The sequence below is a fragment of the Mucilaginibacter sp. FW306-07-L genome (assembly GCF_058782065.1).
In genome coordinates this window covers 476007-494531 of the sequence record NZ_JBYSXI010000003.1, presented here as the reverse complement: position 1 = coordinate 494531, position 18525 = coordinate 476007, and the positions used below count along the sequence as shown (strand labels likewise).

The 18525-nt window shown below is 42.3% G+C and carries 17 protein-coding genes and 1 tRNA gene; 9 read left to right on the top strand and 9 right to left on the bottom strand.

Features of this window, described 5'->3' with window-relative positions; all coding sequences use genetic code 11:
* Positions 1-290: 290 nt before the first annotated feature.
* The 5 genes from AC3WJC_RS17345 to AC3WJC_RS17325 form a co-directional block, all read right to left on the bottom strand.
* Positions 291-2006, bottom strand: a complete 1716-nt coding sequence (locus AC3WJC_RS17345; protein ID WP_492400375.1) for a YWFCY domain-containing protein — start codon at positions 2004-2006, stop codon at positions 291-293.
* Positions 2007-2016: 10 nt separating this feature from the next.
* Positions 2017-3240 (bottom strand): relaxase/mobilization nuclease domain-containing protein, encoded by a 1224-nt coding sequence (locus AC3WJC_RS17340; RefSeq protein WP_492400374.1) that lies wholly within the window; start codon positions 3238-3240, stop codon positions 2017-2019.
* On the bottom strand, positions 3207-3611 hold the full coding sequence (locus AC3WJC_RS17335; protein WP_492400373.1) for a plasmid mobilization protein: 405 nt from the start codon (positions 3609-3611) through the stop codon (positions 3207-3209). The genes AC3WJC_RS17340 and AC3WJC_RS17335 overlap by 34 nt, the downstream gene beginning before the upstream one ends.
* Positions 3612-3800: 189 nt before the next feature.
* Positions 3801-4064, bottom strand: coding sequence for a hypothetical protein (locus AC3WJC_RS17330; protein ID WP_492400372.1), 264 nt, complete (start codon positions 4062-4064; stop codon positions 3801-3803).
* A 174-nt stretch (positions 4065-4238) separates the two neighbouring features.
* Positions 4239-4844, bottom strand: coding sequence for an AAA family ATPase (locus AC3WJC_RS17325; RefSeq protein ID WP_492400371.1), 606 nt, complete (start codon positions 4842-4844; stop codon positions 4239-4241).
* A 248-nt stretch (positions 4845-5092) separates the two neighbouring features.
* Between AC3WJC_RS17325 and AC3WJC_RS17320 the strand changes: the two genes are divergently transcribed.
* Entirely contained in the window at positions 5093-7420 is a 2328-nt protein-coding gene (locus tag AC3WJC_RS17320) for a TonB-dependent siderophore receptor (protein ID WP_492400370.1), read from the top strand.
* Positions 7421-7459: 39 nt separating this feature from the next.
* Complete coding sequence (locus AC3WJC_RS17315) at positions 7460-8695, top strand: PepSY-associated TM helix domain-containing protein (RefSeq protein ID WP_492400369.1); 1236 nt, start codon at positions 7460-7462, stop codon at positions 8693-8695.
* 102 nt (positions 8696-8797) lie between these two features.
* Here AC3WJC_RS17315 and AC3WJC_RS17310 read toward each other — a convergent pair whose 3' ends face one another.
* Positions 8798-9121 (bottom strand): helix-turn-helix domain-containing protein, encoded by a 324-nt coding sequence (locus AC3WJC_RS17310; RefSeq protein ID WP_492400368.1) that lies wholly within the window; start codon positions 9119-9121, stop codon positions 8798-8800.
* Positions 9122-9246: 125 nt separating this feature from the next.
* Here AC3WJC_RS17310 and AC3WJC_RS17305 point away from each other — a divergent pair, with 125 nt between their 5' ends.
* On the top strand, positions 9247-9678 hold the full coding sequence (locus AC3WJC_RS17305; protein WP_492400367.1) for a hypothetical protein: 432 nt from the start codon (positions 9247-9249) through the stop codon (positions 9676-9678).
* Positions 9679-9768: 90 nt separating this feature from the next.
* Here AC3WJC_RS17305 and AC3WJC_RS17300 read toward each other — a convergent pair.
* A tRNA-Ala gene (locus AC3WJC_RS17300) sits at positions 9769-9842 on the bottom strand.
* Positions 9843-9928: 86 nt separating this feature from the next.
* Positions 9929-11221 carry a PAS domain S-box protein gene (locus AC3WJC_RS17295; protein ID WP_492400366.1) on the bottom strand — a complete coding sequence of 431 codons (1293 nt, stop codon included), beginning with the start codon at positions 11219-11221 and terminating at the stop codon, positions 9929-9931.
* 728 nt (positions 11222-11949) lie between these two features.
* On the opposite strand from AC3WJC_RS17295, the gene AC3WJC_RS17290 reads away from it, so the two are divergent.
* Positions 11950-12471 carry a DinB family protein gene (locus AC3WJC_RS17290; RefSeq protein WP_492400365.1) on the top strand — a complete coding sequence of 174 codons (522 nt, stop codon included), beginning with the start codon at positions 11950-11952 and terminating at the stop codon, positions 12469-12471.
* 71 nt (positions 12472-12542) lie between these two features.
* Here the strand turns inward: AC3WJC_RS17290 and AC3WJC_RS17285 are convergent, their stop codons facing one another.
* Positions 12543-14069: a Do family serine endopeptidase gene (locus AC3WJC_RS17285; protein WP_492400364.1), complete on the bottom strand. Its 1527-nt coding sequence runs from the start codon at positions 14067-14069 to the stop codon at positions 12543-12545.
* Positions 14070-14257: 188 nt separating this feature from the next.
* Between AC3WJC_RS17285 and dapF the strand changes: the two genes are divergently transcribed.
* The 5 genes from dapF to AC3WJC_RS17260 all read left to right on the top strand — a co-directional run bounded on the left by dapF (position 14258) and on the right by AC3WJC_RS17260 (position 18357).
* On the top strand, positions 14258-15049 hold the full coding sequence (gene dapF / locus AC3WJC_RS17280) for a diaminopimelate epimerase (RefSeq protein ID WP_492400363.1): 792 nt from the start codon (positions 14258-14260) through the stop codon (positions 15047-15049).
* Between the two features lie 49 nt (positions 15050-15098).
* Positions 15099-16166, top strand: coding sequence for a tetratricopeptide repeat protein (locus AC3WJC_RS17275; protein WP_492400362.1), 1068 nt, complete (start codon positions 15099-15101; stop codon positions 16164-16166).
* A 5-nt stretch (positions 16167-16171) separates the two neighbouring features.
* Positions 16172-16702, top strand: coding sequence for a metalloprotease family protein (locus AC3WJC_RS17270; protein WP_492400361.1), 531 nt, complete (start codon positions 16172-16174; stop codon positions 16700-16702).
* 224 nt (positions 16703-16926) lie between these two features.
* Complete coding sequence (locus AC3WJC_RS17265; RefSeq protein ID WP_492400360.1) at positions 16927-17406, top strand: hypothetical protein; 480 nt, start codon at positions 16927-16929, stop codon at positions 17404-17406.
* A 24-nt stretch (positions 17407-17430) separates the two neighbouring features.
* On the top strand, positions 17431-18357 hold the full coding sequence (locus tag AC3WJC_RS17260) for a bestrophin family protein (protein WP_492400359.1): 927 nt from the start codon (positions 17431-17433) through the stop codon (positions 18355-18357).
* Positions 18358-18525: the final 168 nt, after the last annotated feature.

The following is an 18525-nucleotide window of genomic DNA, read 5'->3' as shown; positions in this document are numbered from 1 at the left end:
GTTAAACCAACAACAAAAAGATATATCAGCATTCCCATGCAGGTAGGAACGATTGAAAGACAGGGTATATCCAGAACATCGGGATATTGCCTCAGTAAAAGAACTAAAGAAAAACTGGAAGTAGAGTAAGAAGTAAACTGCAGTATTGCAAAAGGTTAATGAAAGGTCAGTTGTGCCCATCAGTCTATTACCTGACATACCTTCCTTATGATACCAACAAACCTCTGCTGGCAGGAGGCAATGGCGGCGATGGAAGAACACTGATCTATCATAGCTTATTATCCTCCTTCCTAGAGGGTGTACAGGGCGGCCTGCTGATCGCACCACCGGACAGTAACGGGAGCAGGCGGATCACGTTGCGCAATGCGGAACCTATCCGCTTTTTCCAAGTCTCTTACCGGGACAAAGGGATATTTGGCGACAACCGTACGGTGCTGGAAGGTATGGATACCACTGTATTCCAGTACCAAAAAAAGGAAAATGAAAAGGATTGGTTCCGCCGACACGCGATCTGCTACGATTTGAAGGTGCCGAAAGACCGGGCATCCAAGATATTTGACTATGTCCGGGACGATGCCAAAAGGTATTATCCGAACCTGGTAAATCGTCGGGAACTCATCAAAGATCAGGTTGCACTTTAACTTATCCTTCTGGTTCACGACCTTGATCATCCTGGAAACATACAGGCTGAGCACGGCTCCATAAACCTGCTGTTTCAACGGGTTGTTACCCATGCAAATAATTTTAGGTGCTTTAGGATTATTGAGGTCTAAGGAGAAATCGTTGCCGGACAAAACATAATACAAGGCAGGTGATACCAGGCGGGCAACGCTGATCTTGGCACTGGCGATCTGGCCTTCCAGTTGCTCAAAAGCTTCGTTTTGCCATGCAGAGATGAAGGGATTGATCAAAACCTCGATCTCCGGTTCCGTCCGCAGAAGCGCGAACAAAGCTTTGTAATCCGTTTGGGCCAGTTCGATCACGTGCGGGAGTGTACAGTAAATGCCATCCCGGTATTTGCGCAGGAACCAGATAAGCGCAGTAATGAAATTGATCGGCGATTCGACAAAAAAATCTCCCTGCTTCTTGATCCACTCCCGGTTGAGACCCAGCATAAATGTCCTGGCCGATTCCATCGCATCTGTGATGTCCAGCATATTGGCTGGTTCTAAAGGATTGCAACGGTGAGTCTTTGCGAGGTCATCGAAGTTAATGACATAAAATTGGGGTTTTACGGCATAACCTTCCTGATGCAGGCGCAGGGTATTATAGGCGATCCGGGACAGGTCATCGAACTTGAAATCGTACAAGAACATACTGAAACCTTTTTTAATATGCTGGGTGATGATATGGCGTATTACAAAATAAGATTTACCTGCACCAGGCGTCCCGGTCACGAGCGTACTCCGAAACGGATTGATAATATTAAGCCAACTGTTGCGGGTTTTTCCTTTTAATCGGTAACATGCGGGCAGGTTGACAGAATACTCATTTTGCAGCAGCCGTTCTTCCTGAGGAAAAGTCTCGTTCTCATCATTGAACACACTGTTATTCAGGTTTACTTTAAGGATCCGGAATAGCCGGCTTGCACCATTAAGAAACAGAAGGTACCCCAATAAGCTGATGGTTATATAAAGCCATTGAAAGCCCGTCCAAATCTCCCACGCTGCTGGGCACAAATGAATGCCTAAATATAAAGCCAGTCCGAACACCAATCGGCTGATCGCATCTTTACGGCTGATATGCTCCGCCTTTTTACCTTTGGTACCCACAATCGAAATGATGAGTAAGACAAGGGCGATACATTTGGTTATTAAAGATCCTGTAAAAACCGGCAGTACTACAATTTTGGAAAGCATCAGGTTCATCCATTTGCCCGTTAGATTCATACGTTCGAATAAAGGATAGCATTTAAAGTAGAAATGCAGTAGTAATAAGATGACCGACAAGAACCTGGTGTAATCGATCACTTTTCTTAGCGCTTGCTCATTTTCTCCAGTTTGCATAATTATATGGTTAAAGATGTAAACGTCTTTTCTTTTTCCTTTTTTTCTTCATTTGCTCCTGCGGAATGTTATCTGCTTGTTGACCAATTCCGAAAAGCGTCTCCAGCATGGCATTATGTTCATATACCCCGGAATCCCTCTGTTTAATTCCTTGCTGGTTTTTATTATGAATTGTTTCTACCGGTGCAACACCCGACCACGCTTTTTGAATATTAGTGGCCGAGTATTCCTTCCCAAGGTCGCTGCCTTTAACGACCAGTTTTTCCTGGTGATCAATATAGGTGACACCAAAACACCGTCCGGTTTCATTTTTATGAAGGATACAATCTACCCCCAAGTGTTGCAGGTCCGTCAAAAACGCATGCTCATTTTTTGCGGTGGAAAGGACAGCATCCAGCTTGTGCTTCAGTTTGGGGAGGTCCGCCTTACGCAAAAAGACATTGAGATGAAACCTCTTTTCCAATAACTTCAATGTCGGCTTACCGGCAATGCTGCTTGCTTTAATAGGGACACCTATCCGCTTACGATTGGCATCCAGAGCCCAGTACCTGAGCCCACCATGTTTAAACATCACCGAATGGCCTGAACCCCGGTCAGCCTGAATATGATAGCGTTCCAAAAGCGTATTTAATTCCCGAAGTGTTGCAAACCTGTAATTTCGAACCACTTCGTTAACGACGGCGGCCATAGCTCTTTTAGTCTCTGTTTTGCCGTACACTAATACCTGTAGTGGTTTTATATTGGTAGGTTCAATCGCATCCTGTTGATTCCCGGCCTTTTGCAGACCAAAAGCATTTTCGATTTCCTTACGGACAGGTTCTGACTTCTCTCTTCCCAGGTTGTGCAGGCTGATCCGCTGTCCCGTACGTGAGATATTAGTGGTCACAATATGAATATGTGGATGGCCAGCATCAAAATGCTGGTAAACCAGGTACGGCTGCTCACCGAATCCGATTCCCTGCATGTAACGCCGGGAAATGTCTTCCAACGTTTCTTCATCCAATTTTTCACCTACTGCAAAATTGAGTGATATATGGACAGCATTAGTCTTGGTCCGCTGGTTGCGGTCAGCCAGATCTGCTAACCTGCCTATCTTTTCTGGAAGTGACAAGTCTTTGACATCTTTTAGGTAACCGGAGGCCATGAGATTTTTTGCTTGCTCTTTGGCCACCTTCTTTTCGTTGTAAAAGACCAGTCCTGTCAGGCTTTTTCCGCTTTTAATTTTTGCGACCATATGACTGCATATTCAGAGATCCGTTCTTTAATAGAGGTCATGGCTGGTTCCAACTTACCGTTGATGACCAACATCATCTGCATCCAAAGCCGGTTGTCTGCACGCCCGTGCTCCCTATTAATGTTTTTCACAGCCTGGTTAAGGTTGTTTCCAATGGCATTTAATTCCGTTCGTAACAAGGCCAGTTCTTCCAGGATCTCGTCCGCCGATCTGTCCCTGTAAATTACCGTTAAGGGTTTGCCAAGAAGTATAGACCTGCAAAATTCACTCAGGGTTTGAAAGCTGGTTTTCTTAAACCTTCCTTCGATATCCTCGTATTCGTCCGGCTTAAAACGGGTAACCAAACGACGTGTGCGATTCTCTTTCTTCATATCAAAATCTTTTTAAATTCGACTTGGGAGAAATTTAAACCGGTTCCCGGCCGACATGGGAGGCAACGGGCAAGATTCGTTTGTCTGACAAACGTACATCTTGCGAATTGCACGAAGACAGTAATTCACACCAAAAACAACTTTTTTAACACTATCTTCTTGTCATTGAAGTATTGCTTCATCAAATTCTTAAGGCCCTTCATTATTCGTGCGATTCTTCAAATATTCTTCCAGCGCCTTGATATTGATATTCTTCAATGAAATGTCATTTTCTACAGCATAAGCTTTGATCTTTTTCTTCAATGTCTTTGGGATCCAGTTATTAAATCTTGATTCACCTTCCGTTTCTTTCTTACCGGTTTTGACTGGATTTACCTCTTGAATTGGAGTGGCTGGTTGCTCATTCTTTATTTTATCGGCAAGCGCACCCAACCTGTTTTTGAAATCTGTCATATGCGAAATATTGAATAATTGAATAATGAACGGAAGCAACGTAGAAAAGCAGAAATGAACACTTGAACAAATGAATATTTCAAGAATTGAACAAATGGATAATTATTAAATTCTACAAATGAATAATTATCCATTTTTAGAAATCTTCATTTGAATAGTTGCAGATTTCTGTAATTATTCACTGATCGCCAAAATAATTTCCTCCGCTAAAAACGTTATCTCATCGATCGCTTTTTGGTCGGAACTTTTTAAGATCCCTGCCGTCATAGAAGACCTTGCCAGGCTTACTCTATCAAATATCTTTGTATTGAGCAACGGTGTGCCAAGTGTGATCAGCAGGTCAGTCACCTCAGCTGTTATGCCTGATCGCGGCTTTAGCATGTTAAGCACTATCCCTGCTTTTAACTTATGATTTTTAGCTTCAGAGAACTTGATCAGGGCAAGCGTTGAACGTATCGCCATGACATCAAAAAAACCAGCTTTGGTAGGAACCAATACAAAGTCGGATTGGTTGAAAAGTTCATTCAATCTGCTGGATAAATATGGTGGTGTATCAATAATAATCAGATCAAAATCGAGAGTAGAGATTTCCGCTATCTGTTCAATGCCAATTACTGATATACCAGGAAATTCCTCTTTGATATGGTGAATGCTTCCCTGTAAGTCTGAATCTACTAAAGCAACTTTTAATTGTTCCTGGAAGCATAGAGCAAGATTGAGCGCAAGTGTGCTCTTTCCAACTCCGCCCTTTTGATGGGCTACTGTGATGATTTTCGTCATAGCTTTATATTTAAAGAAGTTTGTAAAATTTTACCTATGCATTTGCATAATCTATAAATGCAAAATTCTCTTTTACTTATGGTTAAATCATCCGATGTTATCCGAGTCGGATAACAACAATTTTAAATTTCTATTTGATTATGACTATTTATTCCGTTTACACAGTACTTAGGCTTAACCTCAACCTCTGTTTTTATTTAGTTTAATTCTAAATAATTATATATTTGCCGCTTCAAACTATATCCACAATGAAGCAACCTCTATTTTTTAAGCTGTTCAGCATTATTTTAACAGCACTTTCGCTGTTCACTTTTTCAGCCCAGGCACAAAACAACGCATCTGTAAGCGGAACGGTTAAAACCGCCGATGGTAAGCCATTAGAAGGCGTTACCGTATCTGTAACTGAACTAAAGTTATCCACCTCAACTAATGATCGTGGAGAGTTTCGCATCAAGCGCCTCCCAGCTGGTACCCATAAGATCACGGCCAAATACTTGAGTTTGCAAAGTGAAGCAAAGCAGGTTATTGTAACGGCCGGACAAAATACCCAGGTGGATTTTGTGATGGTGGAGACTTTGCAACAGTTAGAGGAAGTAAGTATCTCTTCGGGCAGATCAAAAACGATAGCCAGTAAGAGGAGCGATTACATTGCACGTATGCCCTTGAAAAACCTTGAGAACCCGCAGGTTTATACGGTAATCAGCAAAGAACTTTTAAAAGAGCAGGTATCGATTGATATTGTCAACGCAGTGCAGAACACCCCCGGTGCTGTAGCTTATACGTTTCCCGCTGGTGGTGTCGGTATCGTTTTCAGAGGTTTTGTAAGCGGTGTTAACGCCAGAAATGGTATGGAAACCTCGGCCAGCCGTTCATCGCTGGATATTTCAAATGTAGAACGTATAGAAGTGTTAAAGGGGCCTTCAGGTACCTTATTCGGTGCTGCGGTTTCCTCATTTGGGGGTGTGGTCAACCTCGTTACCAAAAAGCCCTTTGATACCACAAGCGTGGAGGTGTCTTACACCGCAGGCAGCTATAATCTGAACAGACTTACCGCTGACGTGAATACGCCGCTTAATAAAGATAAGACGGTTTTGTTCAGGGTAAATTTAGCCGCCAATAAAGAAGCCAGCTTTTTAAGCTATGGTTTCAACAATACCTATACCATTGCCCCAAGCCTCATCTATAAGTCCTCTGATAAGCTCACCTTTCATTTTGACGCGGAACTTTATAATGCCAAAGGCACACGTCGTACCTATAATACGTATGCCGCCGCTTCGGGATTAAAGACTCCGGCCGAACTTCAGTTGGATTATACCACATCCATGTTCCACGATGATAATAATGGTAAAACCTCCGCTTCCAAATTCTTCGCGCAGGCAGAATATGTTATCTCCGATAGTTGGAAATCAACAACCCTGTTTTCATTTGTTGGTGAAGATGTCGATTACAGTTATCAATCTTATGCCAACTGGCTTTCGCCAACCCGGGCTATCAGGCAGGTGGGCATGTGGGGGCCGATTTCCAACAATTTCACCAATTTACAGCAAAACTTTAATGGTAAGTTTTCAACAGGTGGCATCAAACATAACTTCCTGGGTGGTTTGAATTACCGATACTACGATGGCAGCCGCCGGGCAGGTGGAAATGTCGTTACCCTTGACACGATCAACGTCACCTCAACCTTTGCACCAATCAGACGGAAAGCCGTTGACGCCATCATGCCGCTTTATACAACAGCCATAGCAGATCAGCAAACGTTGAGCGCCTACGCGTCTGATGTCATTAGCTTTACCGACAGGATTTCAGCCATGTTAAGCTTACGTGTAGAACGGTTCGAGCGCAAAAAAGTGGGTAATACCGAAGGTTATAAGCAAACGGCCCTCTCCCCCAAATTAGGCTTAGTGTATCAGGTTGTGAAAGATAAGGTTTCCCTATTTGCCAATTACATGAACGGGTTTCAGAACCTGGCACCCGTAACACAACCGGATGGCAGCGTTTTGGTTCTTGACCCGGTTTTTGCAAAGCAGTATGAAGGTGGTGTGAAAGCTGAACTGATTGATAAAAGGTTGAGCATGACTGCCAGCTATTACAATATAGATATCGACAATGCCACCCGTACTGAGGCAAATTTCACTGTGCAGGACGGTAAGCAAAGAAGCAAGGGAGTTGATATTGAGCTGATCGGTAGCCCTGTTGCCGGCTTAAGCTTGGTAGCTGGCTATGCCTATAATGATAACCGCATTATTAAATCATCTAACCCGGCCATCGAGGGTAACAAAGCCACGACGTCTCCTGAAAATGTCGCTAATTTCTGGGCCACTTATACCCTGCAAAACCGATTAAAAGGTTTGGGTTTTGGTTATGGGGTTAACTACGCTGACAAGAACTTCTTTACGGCTGATAACACCTTTTATATGCCATCTTACACCATTTACAGCGGGACTGTATTCTACGATCAAAGCAAGTGGAGACTGGGGGTTAAACTCAACAATATTTCCAGTAAGAAGTATTGGGACATTGGCGGTAACTCACAGGCGCCAAGAAATGTAATGGCAAGTTTATCATTCAGATTTTAACGAACAAGGGGAGGGTTTACCTCTCCCCTTATCCTAAATATGCTTACCGCGACAAAAAGAAGAGATTCCAAAGCAAAAAAATCCGGCTTTCGAAAAGTATCCGAATGGCTTCATCTCTGGCTGGGTTTACTATCGGGCATTATTGTGTTCATCGTTTGTTTTACCGGTGGCATATGGGTATGGCGTTACGAGGTATGGCGATTTACCGAAAAGCACTGGTACGTCCAGGCGCAGCAGAAACCATACTTGCCCCCGTCGGAACTATTAGCCCGGTCCAGAGTATACTTTAAAAGCCAAAATATCACCAACGATACGCTAACCAGCATCAAATACTGGAAGCCCGGTCGCTCGGCCATGCTTAATTTTACTTTGCCAGAAAGGCAACAAGCAGCGTTATATTTAAATCCATATAACGGTAATATTTTAAAAGACCAGCGCGAGCAGAGTAGGGCTGATAACTTTTTCATATTTATCCGGGCGGGCCACCGGTTTCTATGGCTTCCGAAAAACATTGGAAGCCCGATTGTCGGTTCCGCTTGTATAATTTTTGTTATCACCATAATAACCGGCTTAATATGGTGGTATCCCAAAAGGTGGACTAAGAAAACCGTTCAGGACTCATTTACTGTAAAATGGCGGGCGAAATGGAAAAGGCTGAATATTGACATTCACAATGTGATCGGCTTCTATTCAGTACTGTTTGTTTTAGCTTTAACCTTATCCGGGATATTCTTTACGTTCGAGTGGTTTCAGCAAGGCACTTACAAGGTATTGACCTGGAAGACCCTGGGGGAAGAACACCTGGATCCAAGATCGGATACGACGGCGACCATTGCTAAATTTATCCATCACGAAGACATTATATGGAAGAAGCTGAGCCGGAAACATGATGGTACATTTGGAAGTATATCCATAAATATACCTGATAAACCATCTGCAGCTTATGAAGCGACCGTTTACTTTGGTGACGGAACATTGCTGTACAATAGAGCAGTTCATTTCTTTGACCAAAAAAACCTAAAGGAATTACCTCCACTTGGGCAACATGATCAACCTTATGCCAATTTATCAACCGGTGAAAAGTTGTTCAGGATGAACTTTGATATACATACCGGACAGATATTAGGTATGCCTACGAAGATCTTAGCCTTCTTGGCCTGTATAATAGGCGCGAGTATGCCGGTAACGGGATCTATTATCTGGTATAACCGTAGATGGAGGCGTAAGAGTCGGAGGGGAAAAACCGATATATCCGGTCCAAACAAAGCGCTTTGATACTGGCAAGATATATACAGTCACGACTAATGTAGCCTACTATATAATTGCTTTTTACGTTAAAACTCGGCTTAAACCAGCGCCCCTAAATGAAAGCTGCTTTCATGCTTTATTAAATTTAGTGTGTTGTTCTAAAATATTTTCTACAGCTAACCTGTCATAAAAAACTACGCCGCCAATTTTCGTAAATGGGATCTTGCCGTTTGTTCTAAGATTATGAAGAGTACCGGTAGAAATATGAAGTAATTGCTTTACCTCAAATGATTTAAGCCATCGTTTAACCGGTTGTGTTGTGAGTGTTGAAATAAGTTGTTTTATCTCTAAAAGTAAATCTCTTTTGAAATTGATCAAATCTTCAACAGTAGTGAGCTGATTAGCAAATACCGGAGATTGACGATTCTCTTTTTTTCCGCCTTTTGTTTCCATGACCATCATCGTTTTGACAAAGGTTCAAACATATCGAATTTAAATACTCCGATATACTCCGACTCGGACAGCGTTTTTTTTTAATAACCTTTATAAATAATCACATGTAGTTTATTTTTAAAATAATGAAAAAGATTAAATTAAATGATGAGAAAGGTAATCCATTGGAATACGAATATGAAGTGACAAAAGGTAGTTATAACCAACATAATGTAGATGAATTCAAAATTAAAGCATTGGGTAGTGAAGGACAACCGTATATTATACAATTAATTGAAGAGGAATATGAGGTGCGAGTTATGTATCAGGATAGAAATGGAAATGCGCTACTTGAGAAAAAGAACATATTTGGTTCCATGTTACCTCTTCTGTATAAACATTATAAAAAGGATATAATATCAAGTTCTTTGAGGTTTCCAAGATATCCTGACGAAACGAGGGTTCCAGAAACAGCAGGAAAAATGTATAAAAAACTTTATGTTGCTGGTGTTATTTTCTTCAATCCCAGCCGTGATGTTTACTATTACAGGGATTTAGAAGCTAATAACGTTCAATAAAACTCAACAAATTTGCATTTTTAGTAATCCCATGGTAATCCCAAAATGAAAAAAGGCTTTACGAATGATCGTAAAGCCTTGATTATCAGGTGGAGAATATCGGAGTCGAACCGATGACCTCTTGCATGCCATGCAAGCGCTCTAGCCAGCTGAGCTAATCCCCCGTTACTTGGGCTGCAAATATAGGCGTTCCGTTTCAACTTAAAAAGAAAAATAAAAATTCATCAGTAATCTTTTTTTGAAGCTTGTGTTATTCGCTTTTATCGGGTAAAACTTCCTCCGCGTGCCTTACTATCTGTTTAATTACCTGGTCTAACTGATTTACTGAGCGGGCCAGGTGTTCATAGAGTTCATGCTCCTCGGCGGTTTTGGTTTGCTGCGTTATCAAATCGGTAATACCTATTATATTAGCCAACGGAACCCGCACCACGTGCGATTGCATATAAGCGATTTCCTGCAGTTTCTTATTTTTCAATTCAATAGCCCGGGTATGTTTAATTTGCTCAGTTATATCTGTAGCAATAATCAGCCGCGCCTTTTTACCCTGAAAAATAATGTCGCTTCGCCTCACCTCAACATAAATATTCTGCCCATCCTTACGTACATGTTTTGTGCTATACAATAAATGATCGGCAGAGGGTGTTTCAACTGCCCGCAGCAATTCAGGCATTTGATCGGCATGGTGTATATCGGGCAGCGTCATATTCAAAAACTCCTGCTTTGTATAGCCATAACTTTCTACAGCGGCATTGTTAACCTGCAAGAACCGCAGGGTTTGAACATCAAATATCCATTTAGGCAGCGGACTTTTAAAAAACAGGGCACGGTAATGCTCTTCCGACTCCTTGAGCTGCTCATTTATAGTTATTTTTTCCTGAAGCTCCCTTTGTAATTCCTTATGCAGATACATCTCTTTTACCATGGTGCGGTCAAGCCCGGTCAGCAGCATCCGGATCAGCATTACCACTACCAGATCCATAAACAAAAAGTTAACAGAGTAGATGAGCCAGTGATTTAAGGGCAGGGTATGAAACAGCTCGGGCAGGTTAAATGGTTTTAGCCAGATGATCAAAGCAAACGCGGTACATATCAAAAAGTTCAACCCCACAAACAGGTAGGCTATCCGGTTAGAAAATTGCAGCGCGGCAAAAATACTGAGCGGAAACAGATAGATGCACCCCATGGCAAAGGAGCCCATTAAAGCGATCAGAATAACAGCGAACAAGGCCACCATGCAGGCAATCAATATTTTACGTAGCTGTAATGACAGTTTGTTGTTTATAGCAATAAAAGCAACAGCCGCCAACGATACGATATTTAAAATAACAATGTGTGTACGCCCCTCACGTAATTCTAAAATAATACTCGGAATCAATGCGAGTAAACTTACCGGCAATGCATAAAATATGGCCGTTGCAAATAGCTTATTTTGCCAGTAAACAAGCCCCTGTTCACTGTTTTTTGTTTCTTGTATCCTGAGATTGTTTAAATAGGAGCCGTATAAGTTTTGTAACTGAGATAACAGAGTTGTTAAAATTTGCATAGTAGCTTCAGAATAAAAATAATAAGGGTGGTATTTTAATTTAATGCCGGTTACTTAAAATATACAGTTGTAATATAAACGGTTTGAATTTAGGTTTTTTAATGCAATCATTTTCGGTTCAGAATAACGACAGTACTTATGAAGAAAACATCAGGCAAACTTCCTAAAAAAAGTAAAGCCTCCTGATGGGCAGGAGGCCTTTACTAACCAATTATAAACCTAAATTATGAGAAGACTATTTTGTGTTGTTGTTTCAACGGTGTAAAGATAACACTAAGTTTAATTTGCTGCAAATATTTTTTAAAATAATTTCAAATAAATTTTCTATCAATTACACATATCGCACCATATGTCGCCAGACATTATAAATGTCATAATATTTATTGTTTTTTATGATTTTTTTTCAATATTGTATGTTATACACTATTAAACATTCACTTTTATCCCTTTTTAAGTTGCTAAAATGTTTTTGTTGTTTTATATGTCTTAAAAACAGTTAAAACGCATAAAAATTGTGTTTAACTCCGCTTTTTTTCAAAAAAACTACTGTTTTGATGTTGGTGTGACATCTGTTTTATCACGGCCGTTTATTGCTTTTATTGTATTTCTGAATCATAAACCGACGAATTGAGTTCCTGCTAACTTTTTTATTTTAAAAAAAGCTGCTGACATAGGGCTGTCATTACCGGGAAGTTACTTTGTATCATCAAACCAAATAAATGATCATCATGAAAATTATCCCAATGTTAGTAAAGGAGATGGCCGAGGAAGCTGTTACCACCCGAAAAATGTTAAGACTAATTCCGGCCGATAAACTTGACTGGAGGCCACATCCTAAAAGTATGAGTTTGCGCCAGTTGGCCAGCCACATCGGCGAGTTACCCGGTTGGATCACGATGGTACTTAACACTACCGAACTGGATTTTGCACAAAACGGATATACTGAACATAATTGCCCAAGCGTAAACGCCGCTGTAGAATTATTTGAACGAAATTTGGCCGGGGCGCATGAGCGGCTTGAACAAGCGACCGAAGATAAGCTTCTACCTGAATGGACCCTACGCAACGGCGAAGTTATTTTTGTTACCTGCACACGTGCCGAAATGATACGCACTACCTTTTGCCAGTTAGTACACCACCGTGCACAGTTGGGTGTGTTTTTGCGCCTGCTTGATATACCTATACCGGGCAGCTATGGCCCAAGTGCCGATGAGCTGCAGGAGTACGGCATGGAAGAAAATGCTCATTAATTAACCGCCTAAAAACGAAACGCCCGGCATTACTGCCGGGCGTTTACGCAAACTAATTAATCAACTTTAATTTATTGTACCTGGAACATGTTGTTAAAGGTTGTTCCATCCGGATAGATACCTGATATGATCAGGTTACCATTACGCAGGTTGGTTATCGCCTTATCAATATCAGCAATACTGTTAATTGGCTGTTTATTGATGTTGGTGATGATGGAGCCTACCGGAATTTCAGTTTCGTAGAACAAACGGCCCGGACGAACCTGAGTTACCACCACACCGTTGTTTACATGGAACTTAGCTTTTTGCTCTTTTGACAGCGGCTGGAAGCTCGCGCCCAGTTTATTGAACAACTCTTCGGCTGATTTTGATACCGCTGCTGTTTTAGGGCTTGCGGGTTCACCTTTAAGCGTGATCGCGAAATTCTTTTCGCTGCCATCACGCAATACGGTAATGTTTATTTTATCACCGGGTTGCAAACGGCCTACGCGTTCCTGCAGGTCTGATGATTCGTAAACCGGATTACCCTCAACCTTGGTAATGATATCGCCTTTGCGAATGCCGGCAGCTTGTGCGCCACCACCTTCAACCAGTTCGCTTACATATAAGCCGGTATTACGGGCAATGCCCAGATCTTTTGCTGCATCATCATTAAGCTCCCTGAAGCTTACACCAATGTAACCGCGTTTAACTGAACCGAATTGCTTAATATCATTCAGTACCTTTTTAGCCAGGTTGATCGGGATGGCAAAGCCATAACCTTCGTACGAGCCGGTGTGCGAAGCAATAGCGGCGTTAATGCCGATCAGCTCACCTTTGGTATTTACCAACGCGCCGCCGCTGTTACCCGGGTTGATGGCCGCATCTGTCTGGATAAATGATTCGATAGCCTTGTTCAGCTTTGGCGCTGATTGACGCTGGCGCATACCGAACGGATTGCTATTGCCATCATTATCCTCGCTGCCAATAATGCCGATGTTACGGCCTTTAGCGCTTACAATACCCGCGGTTACGGTTGAGTTAAGGTTGAAGGGGTTGCCAACGGCCAATACCCATTCGCCAACCTTGGCATCATCAGAATTACCCAGTTTTACTATAGGCAGATCATTACCGCTTATCTTGATCAGAGCCAGGTCAGTACTTGGGTCAGTACCCACAACCTTGGCCTGGAAGGTGCGGTGGTCGTTCAGGTTAACCGTGATCTTGTCTGCCTTTTCAACCACGTGGTTATTGGTTACAATATAACCATCGGGCGAAATAATAACACCCGAGCCTGAAGCCTGCTGCGGGCCCCGCGGACGCATACGCTGGCCGAAGAAATCGCCGAACATATCATCCAACTGGCTGCCGCCATTATCCTGCGATGCCGAGTAAGTGGTACGTATGTACACCACTGCCGGGGTTACCGCGGCCGCGGCCTGTGTAAAATCAACTGATCCGGCGGAAGACACCGTCATGGGGTTGTTTGTAAAATATACTTTCTGGCGTTCTTCAAAGGTCATATTATCCGAGTACTTTTTCTCGAATATTTTATATGTGCCTAACGCCATTGCTCCGCCCACAAAGGCGGTTAATAATGTTAAACCAACTTTTTTCATTTTATTTAGATATTATTCTTTTAACTGGGTTTAAATACAATGTTCAAATATAATACCATATAGACGGTAAGAACAACGAGATGTTATAACGTTTTTTGTTAAAATATGTTAAACCCGAATTAACCGCTAAATGACAGGTTTTAGATTATTATATAGTAATATTACCTTTTTAATAAATACCATTTGCTGTGAAATTGCATTTTTATAAATACCAGGGTGCCGGTAACGATTTTATATTGATCGATAATCGCCGGGATGCTGTTAATCACCATGATCCTGAACTACTTGCACGCCTTTGCGACCGCCGTTTTGGTATTGGCGGCGATGGCATTATGTTTTTACAGAATGCCGAAGGCTATGATTTTGAGATGGTTTATTATAACGCCGATGGCAACCCAAGCAGCATGTGCGGTAATGGCGGCCGGTGCATTGTTGCCTTTGCTAAATTTTTAGGCGTAATTGATAACGAGACGGAATTTGTGGCAGTTGACGGGCCGCATTATGCCAAAATTTCAGATGAAGGCACCTGGGTAAGCCTGCAAATGATAGATGTGGAACACATAGACCGCGATGGCGAAGCTTACGTGCTCAATACTGGCTCGCCGCATTATGTTACCCTTGCACAGGAGTTAAAAGAGAAAGATGTTTATACAGAAGGTGCTGCCATACGCAATAACCCCACCTATTGTGCTAATGGCATCAACGTAAATTTTGTTGAACCGCTTACCGGCGGCAACGGCTATTTTGTACGCACTTTTGAGCGCGGCGTTGAAGATGAAACCTTTGCCTGCGGCACCGGGGTAACCGCCGTGGCACTGGCCATGGCTACACACCATAAACAAACCGGCCATATTACCACGCCTGTAAAAGTTTTAGGTGGCGACCTGAACATCCGTTTTAATTATGATGGGCAGCGTTATACCGAGATATTTTTAGAAGGCCCCGCCATTCAGGTTTTTGAGGGGGATATAGTGCTGTAATATTTTGGCTGGTAATTAATAGTTTATATATTTAGGGGCCCTAAGCTTTATGGAACCTCTAACTGACAATACCCCGAACCCGCCTGAACAGCAGACAACCGAACAGGAAGATGCAACGCTTTGTGTACAATGCAAAGCCAAACCGTTTATAGCAGGCTACCCCATAAATTTGTGTACCGAGTGCCGTACCTCATTAATTAATTTCCCGATACCTAACTGGCTTAAATATTTCGCGGCGGGTATTCTGCTAATTATGGTGCTGAGTATATTTCGTACACAAAAATATATAACTACCGCGCTACACCTTAGCCGGGCCGAAAAAGCCATCGACCTGAAAAATTACGTTACGGCTGAGAACGAACTGAAAAAAGTACTTGCCGATGCTCCCGACGGTTTAATTGCCAATGCGAATATGGTAATAGCATCCATTTACAATTTAGATCTTCAGGAAACAGGCCCGGCATATACAAAAATTGAGAAAAAAGACTTTGATGATGAAAAGGATCTGCTTGCAAGGGTAGAAACAGCCTTAACCTTTTTGAATGAGAACATAGTTAATGACACTACCATTAGCGCCAGGGTAGCCGCTACACCAAAAAACAAAGCGGCATTATTGAACCTGGTTAATAATAATGATTCTCTTGGCACTCAATTAAAGGCGCTTGTAGCAAATGCCCTTTATGAGCTGAAAGATTATAAAGCTGCCGATTCGCTTGCGCTTGATGCCATAAAAGCAAACCCGGAATCGCAGATAACCCTGCGTTTACTATCCGCAACCAAGCGGGAGTTAAGGCAATTTGATAAGGCGCTGGCCTATTGCGATCAAATGCTAAAAGTTAACCATCAGGATGTTTATGTAATATCACAAAAGGCGCGCATTGAGTTAAAGCGTAAAAACGATACCCGCGCGAAGCAGTATGCAGAGGAGGCCATGGCACTTAGCCCCGAAAATGATAATGCCATTGAGGCAAAAGCCATGACCGATTATTTTACAGGCCATAAAAAGGAAGCGTTGGCCGGGCTGCAGAAAATAAACAAGCATGCCAGCCAAACAGGCGACAATACAATAAAAGACAGGCTAACCCCTATCATTAATGGTTCAACCCAATACAGATAATTAACATGTTCATTCCAGGCATCGTCATCAGCATAGTAACCTTTCCGGGTGTAATTGTTCACGAACTTGCTCACCAGCTTTTTTGCCGCTGGTTTAAAATACCGGTATTTGAGGTGTGCTACTTTAGGGTGCAAAACCCGGTTGGCTATGTTTTGCACGAAGCCGCTCCAAAAACCTATCAAACCGTTTTTATATCGGTCGGGCCTTTTATTATTAATACGCTGATCTGCCTGATACTCGGGTTATCGGCATCGCTACAGTTTAAATTCGATTCGGCCAATATTTTAGATTACCTGTTAATGTACCTGGCAATATCCATAGGTATGCATGCCTTCCCAAGCACCGGCGATGCTTCATCCTTATGGTACGCGGTAATGAAATCGCAGGAAAGCTCCTGGTTTTCAAAGGCTGTTGTTGCGCCAATTGTAGGTTTTATATATTTAGGCGCCTTGGGGTCATTCTTTTGGCTTGATGTAATTTATGCCCTTGCCGTATCTATGGGTTTACCTTATCTTATCATAAAACTCATCGCTTAACTACGTTTTAATTCTATCGGCTTCTAATTCCTTTCTAATAACAATCCATCCCAAAGCAGTATTTATTAGAAATAGAACTCCTTTCAGGCATTTTTATTAATGCCCGGCTGTTTAATGCCTTAATTATCTAACTAAATTCTAATTTCCTTCTTATCGCCCTCTAATACCCTCTTTGTAAAATTGTATAGGTAATTAATTAAGGTTTAATTTTAAACATTACACCTATGCAAACCATACTGATAGCGACGGATTTTAACATGGAGGCCTTAAAAGCCATACCGCTTGTTTGTAGCGAAATGAAGGAGCAAAAGCTCAGCTTTATTTTTATACACATGTTCAAGCTATCCGACTCGGTTACCGACTTGTTGATGTTATCAAGGAGAAGCCGGGAGTATGAGCAGGTAAGCGATGAATTTTATCAGGGCTGTACCGCGTTAAAGCAGCAGTACCCGCAAATAGGTAGTATTAAAGTGGAGTTTTTGTATGGCAGCACATTAAGCATGTTCAAAAACTTTTTGGAAGACAACGAGGTGAACCAGGTGCTTGATAGTAAACACTGCCCTGCAGGCAAAATAAACAAGGCAAGTATTGACCCGGCCGTGCTGATACAGAAAAGCGGCTTGCCGCTATTAACACTTAAACCACAACCTGTCGCCGCTAAATTAATTATCCCAACAAGCGAACCGGCTTTTGCCGACGCTTAATTGTTCACTAATAATTGCTGAGCCATGTTGTTGAAAGAAAATATCCCTGTTAAATATATATTTGGTAAGATACGTGCCGAGGTAATTATGGTAACCCTGTATGCGGTGCTGATAGCATTGCTGTATAAAAATTTCCATTTTACCCGCATCTCTATACCAATCGCGGTGCCTACGCTTTTAGGTACGGTTATATCATTGCTGCTGGCCTTTAAATCAAACCAGGCTTATGACCGCTGGTGGGAGGCACGAACACTGTGGGGGGCCATCGTTAATGATTCACGCTCACTTACCCGCCAGTTATTTACCTACGTTGATACGCAATACGGTACCGCCGAAGGGCGAGCCTTTTGTGAGCGTATGGCTAAACGCCAGATAGCCTGGTGTTATGTACTAAGCAGGCAACTGCGCGGGCATGACCCAATGCCCGGCCTTGAAAAGTGGTTGTGCAATGAGGATTACGAGTACATCAAAAATTATAGCAACAAAGCTGTTGCCTTACTTGAGTTACACGGCGCGGATTTGAGGAACGCTTACAAGCTTGGCTGGATCAACCAGTTTCAGCAGGTAGAAATGGATGCCACTTTAACCCGTTTTTCAAACCACATGGGCGGCTGTGAGCGTATCAAGAATACGGTGTTCCCATCTACCTACAGTGTTTATATACACTTTTCGCTGGTGTTGTTTGTGGCGTTGCTGCCATTTGGGTTAATCGAGTTTTTCGGGTTGGTTGAAGTACCTATGGTAATCGCCATTGCCAGTTCCTTCTTTTTAATTGAGAAGATGGCCATACACCTGCAGGATCCATTTGAGAACAAACCTACTGATACGCCAACAACAGCCATATCGCGCACTATCGAACGTGATATTATGCAGATGCTGAAACAATATTATAAAGAAGAAGCAAAGCCTGAGGATCAGGCTCCAAAGAACAAGGTGTTCTATATTTTGTAGAAAGTGCGGTGGTGTGGCCTTTCTAACCAAAATTCACCTTCGGGCATCGTTTAAATACGATGCCCTTTTTTATGTCGCGCATACCCCCTTATATTGCCCTTTTCACCCCTCAAAGGCAATCACAATTCCATGTATTTTTGGTAAATCACTCCGTATCTAATTGATATT